This window comes from Coxiella-like endosymbiont, assembly GCF_002871095.1.
GTDB lineage: Bacteria > Pseudomonadota > Gammaproteobacteria > Coxiellales > Coxiellaceae > Coxiella.
Map to the genome: position 1 here is coordinate 1 of NZ_NSHJ01000140.1, position 5,352 is coordinate 5,352.

Sequence of the window (5,352 nt, forward strand, 5' to 3'; positions counted from 1 at the left end):
TCTCTCTCTACAAATAATAAATATTTTAAATAAATAATTTTTTCAAAAATAATCTAAACGAAACAAATTATCCTAAAGAATTCTTAAAGATCAACTCTAATTTGCATTTAGTTGTTTCAAGTTTCATAAAATTTTTCTATAAACTATTAAAAACTAACTCTATTAAAAACTAACTCTATTAAAAAATGATTTTCATAAAAATCATTATTATTAGCAGCTAGTTAACTCTAAGCTTAAGGGGCAATATATGTTGTGGTGTAGTGTGGTTTGGGAATCGGGGAGAGTAGTTTTGTACCGTAACAAAAACTAATGTTAAACTAGGTAACTCAATGGGAACTATTGTACGTAAAAAATTGTAGGTTTTACCAAGTAACACTGATACTTAATAGTAAGGCATGAGTAATCACACTTAAAAAAGATTGATAGCTTAGCCACTAATCACTCTTTTAATTCCGCCCCAGAACTACTAAGAGTTTTACTTGATTGTTGTAATTTACGAAGCAGTTCTATTCTGCTTCAAAACACTTAACTAGAAAAACACCCAACTAAATACTCGTTACGGAACCACTCTACTACTACTAAACCCACTACTAACAAAAAAATAACCTATTATCCATATTAATTGTCACACAAGTAAACCTTCTACTGTCAAATCTTCCCAGCAAAATCATTTGATATTTTTACTTAATCACTTACTCAAACCTATTTTTATTCTTGGGTCAAGTCTTTTAAGTTGTTTGTCAGATAGTTGACCAGATACTACACCGCACTACTTACAAAAAAATAGTCAAAATCAGATATTTATTAAAACGAGATGAGATTATCTCTCCTGCATGAGAGATAAAGAGATTTTTACTTTAAACTTCTTAAAAGATTAAAGTCAAGTGATAATTTCAGTGATTGTTGATGAACACTTCGAGCTTAACGAAGAGAAGCTCTTATCACCTTCCTTGATAAAAGCATACCCTCTGGCTATGTAATTGCTTGTTAAGATTTATATAATAAATTATTAGGGTTTCTACCCATCATTATCTACTACCACCCTACCCTTAGCTCAGTTAACTCAATTAATTTAATAAAATTAATAGTAATTTAATTTTTTAATTTAAATATATAAACTTTTCTCACGTAAATCCCAAAATAAAACTTATTATTAATATTATCACTACATGAACTGGAGGCCTCTAGGTGATCATCATACCCCCTTTGAAAAACCATAACCCTTTAAAACCCTTCTTTTTTATCTTCTTGGAAGAACAAAATAGGCCGCCCCCCATAATTTTTCCAAGTGTGCTATTTTTTTAAATTAATCTCATCCTCACAAGAGAGTTATATTCAGTTATCTGATCTTTTGCGGGTTTTGAAGCCCATCATCAGGATAAATAAGAGACCTATAATAAAGAATGATCATTTAGAATACTTATATTTTCTCTTTTTAATTCTTAAAATTTTTTCACCATAAAATTTTTTCACCAAATGATTATAAGATTTTAGGCTAAGTTTTTTTAAAATCCGCAGTATACTAATATACCAAAATTCCCATCAGGACTGAATTTCATTCATGCACCATCCTGGTTTTTAGCTCTCAGAATTTTTTCCAAAGATTTGTAGCTTTATTAAATGATCCTTTATAAATCTATAAAAGGATTAGGTCATTATAAAAATTATTTTTATGGCAATAGAGGTTATATTTATAAAATAAATGCAATGGTTTATTTAAAAATAAACATGAATAGCTTTGTTTCTCTAGCCCCACCCCCTTCTCCCTTCACTACTACCTCATTAATTTTAGATGATTTTTTTTAATTCACTACTTTTTAATTTAAGTCTATTAAACGGACAATCCTTTTTTCTGTAACTAAAAGGAGGCTATCGCCAATTCGAAACGAACCCCTATTCTCAGGGTACTTTGAAACCAGTAAATCAGAGAAAAGAGTATCGATATTTAAGTTTAATGAGATCGATTCTCCTTTCTTAAAAAACGCCAGAAATTGAACCTCATAGTAATGCCCTCCAAGACAATTAAAGAAATTATTAAAATTTGGGAGCTTTACATAACTTTATTTATAGAAGTATTCTCCAAAAATGTAAGTTAAAACTTCGGCCAATACTGATAAAATTTTAATGTGATCGGGCATACCTGCTAAGCATTCGTTATACTAAGGATCCTGAGAATAAATAGAAGATCTTGGTTAGAAATGAAAAAAATAATCTTACTTATTATTGAAGACGAAGCAGCCATTCGAGACATGATTCGCTTTTCTCTTCCGAGGGAATTGAAGTTAATCGATGCCGAAGATGTAATAAAAGCAAAAAAACATCTTGAAAATCAAATTCCTGATCTTATTTTACTCGATTGGATGTTACCCGGGACAAGCGGTATCGAATTTATTGAATGGATTAAAAAACAAGTTGATTTTCAAGACATTCCTATAATTATGCTCACTGCTAAAGCCGAAGAAGAAAATAAAGTTAAAGGATTAATGACAGGCGCTGATGATTACATCACAAAACCTTTTTCTCCTGATGAATTAACAGCAAGAATAAAAACAGTTCTACGTCGAGGACCTTTAGTTTCTCCATCCCAGGAGATCAAATATCAAAATATTGTCATCAATACCATTAAGCACCAAATTACTATCAATAAAAAGCTTCTGATCCTTTCACCTATTGAATATAAAATGCTTTATTTTTTTATGAAGCATCCAAATAAAACATATACTCGGGATCAGCTGATCACTTATATTTGGGGTAGAAATATTTATTTAAATGACCGCACAGTCGATGTTCACATTCGTCGTCTTCGTAATAAACTAAAAAAATATAATTACAATCATTTGATTAAAACAATTAGAGGAACTGGATATCAGTTTTCAACTTAATGATAGAGAAAAGTAATAAATTAAATTTAACAACCTTACCTAAGGCAGTAAGAGAACACATCAATCAATTAGAACGAATTCGACGAGATTTTGTAGGTAATGTTTCCCATGAACTCCGAACACCCTTAACTGTTATTCGGGGTTATTTAGAAACTTTACTTAAGAAAAAAAACTCAGAAATTAAATGCTATCAAAAAATTTTTAGTCAAATGTATCAATACAGCTCCCGGATGGAGGCTACTATTGATGATCTTTTATTGCTCTCCCGTCTTGAAAGCGATGACCACCCCCCCAAAGAAAAAGTTAATGTCTCCGTCTATGAAATCTTAAAAATACTTTGCGCCGATGCTAAAAGAATAAGCGCAGAAAAACAACATAGAATTACACTCGAAGCAGATACTAATTTATACGTCAATGGATCAGAAGAAGAACTCAAAAGTCTATTTTCAAATATCATTATTAACGCAGTAAAATATACCTTAGCCAAGGGTCGTATACATGTAAAATGGTATTCAGATGATAATCATCTTGTATTTAGCGTTTCTGATACTGGCATTGGAATTGCTAAAGAACATATTCCACGTATTACTGAACGATTTTATCGTATAGATCAAGCGCGCTCTCGGGAGAGCGGTGGAACGGGTCTCGGATTAGCCATTGTTAAACACGTACTTATGCGCCATCAAGGTGATTTACATATTGAAAGTGAACCAGGTCAAGGCAGTACGTTCACTTGCCGCTTTCCTCACTAAGAAAAGAATAATTCCTTCGACAGAAGGGGAAGGAAGTTAGATCTCAATTTGCTTTTTAACACAGAGCTGTCATCAAATCGTCATAATCAAGTACTATAATTCTCGTTAGAATCTTGACAGTAAGAACATCAATGAATATCGATCAAGCTAAGAACCTTACATTCAAATTAGATGAACAAAAACTTAATCGTCTTCATTGGCGGATGGTTATAACCGCAGGAATGGGATTTTTTACAGATGCTTATGATTTATTTGTTATAGGAGTTGTTACTGCTTTACTAAAGCCTTTATGGCATCTCACAGCTAATCAAATTGCTTTACTTAATGGTGCTTCCTTAGCTTCAGCAGCTTTTGGCGCTATAATTTTTGGCTGGTTCGCTGATAAATGGGGGCGTAAAAAAATGTATGGTGTCGAAGTATTCATTTTATTTATCGGCGCATTACTTTCTGCTTTCTCGACTTCTTTCACATGGCTTTTAATCTCACGAATTTTAGTTGGTATTGGAATCGGTGGAGATTACCCCACTAGTGCTGTAGTAGCAAGTGAATACGCAAATCGAAAAAACCGAGGCTTTTTGGTACTACTCGTTTTTGCTATGCAAGCTGTCGGGTTAATTGTAGGACCACTTTTCGCTTCGCTCCTAATGATTTGTCATCTTCCTCATCCCTACATCTGGCGTATTTTACTGGCTTTGGGTGCGCTCCCTGCAGCTTCTGTATTTTATTTACGAAGAAAAATAGCAGAAACTCCCCGATTTTTAGTTACTAAGCACCCCCTCCCCTTAGAAGTCAGTCGAATTGTTAATGATTTAGCAGGCCATACAAACAAAATTAAGGTCACCGCTATTCCTACCGAAAAATTACTTTCCTCCAAATGGCTTAAATGCTTACTTGGAACAGCTGGAGCCTGGTTTCTATTGGATATAGCGCTTTATGGGAATGGGGTATCTTCTGTTTTGATCATGAATACCATTAGTCCACATGCATCGCTTTTAAAGCATACTTTATTATCAGCACTCATTTTTTTATGTTTCGCCGTTCCAGGATATTTTTTTGCAGCCACCTACGTGGATAAAATCGGGCGAAAATCCTTACAGATAATGGGTTTTGGCATTATGGCCTTTTGTTACTTGCTAATTGCAAGTATTCCCACTATTCGACAGATTTTTTTTCTATTTATTGGACTATTTGGCATTAGCTTTTTTTTTATTAACTTCGGTCCTAACACGACCACGTTTTTAATTCCTTCAGAAATATATCCAACCCGTATACGTGCTAGAGCCCATGGTCTCTCTGCTGCTATTGGAAAGGCTGGTGCTTTTATTGGAGTATTCTTTTTACCCCTCATTTTAAAAAATGAGGGATTATCTTTCACTATGATTTTTGTTGCTATTGCCTCTTTACTTGGTATTTTAGCTAGCTTTTTAGTACCTGAAATGAAAGGAATTTCCCTTGAAGCACAAGGATTCAAAAATGATGCTCCTGATCAATAAAAATTCTTGACCCGAATCAACTCTAAAATTTTTTCAGAGCATTTATTAAAACTATACACCCTCAAAGCCAAATTAAAATGATTAAACTAAAAAAATATAATTACTCCAAAATTCCTCCCCATGCAAAAAAGTAAACTATTTTTATTTTTTATTAAACGAGCTTTAATTACTAAATAAAGCGACTTTGATGATACATAAAAATCACTAAGATTGCCGCCCCAATAC

General features: G+C 33.0%; 3 protein-coding genes. All 3 read left to right on the plus strand.

The annotated features are described in order from the left end of the window. The first annotated feature begins 2,198 nt into the window (after window positions 1–2,198). The 3 genes from CLERM_RS03275 (at window position 2,199) to CLERM_RS03285 (ending at window position 5,127) form a co-directional block, all read left to right on the plus strand. A complete protein-coding gene (locus tag CLERM_RS03275; protein ID WP_102157165.1) occupies window positions 2,199–2,882 on the plus strand; it encodes a response regulator in 684 nt (227 codons plus the stop codon). Next, on the plus strand, window positions 2,882–3,634 hold the full coding sequence (locus CLERM_RS03280) for an ATP-binding protein (RefSeq protein ID WP_102157166.1): 753 nt from the start codon (window positions 2,882–2,884) through the stop codon (window positions 3,632–3,634). Before CLERM_RS03275 ends, CLERM_RS03280 begins: the two co-directional genes overlap by 1 nt. A 131-nt stretch (window positions 3,635–3,765) precedes the next feature. Next, a complete protein-coding gene (locus CLERM_RS03285; protein WP_102157167.1) occupies window positions 3,766–5,127 on the plus strand; it encodes an MFS transporter in 1,362 nt (453 codons plus the stop codon). Window positions 5,128–5,352 lie beyond the last annotated feature (225 nt).

Bases quoted from the DNA above. Each gene is read 5' to 3' on its own strand.
- CLERM_RS03285 (WP_102157167.1), top strand. From the start codon at position 3,766: ATGAATATCGATCAAGCTAAGAACCTTACATTCAAATTAGATGAACAA.
- CLERM_RS03280 (WP_102157166.1), top strand. From the start codon at position 2,882: ATGATAGAGAAAAGTAATAAATTAAATTTAACAACCTTACCTAAGGCA.
- CLERM_RS03275 (WP_102157165.1), top strand. From the start codon at position 2,199: ATGAAAAAAATAATCTTACTTATTATTGAAGACGAAGCAGCCATTCGA.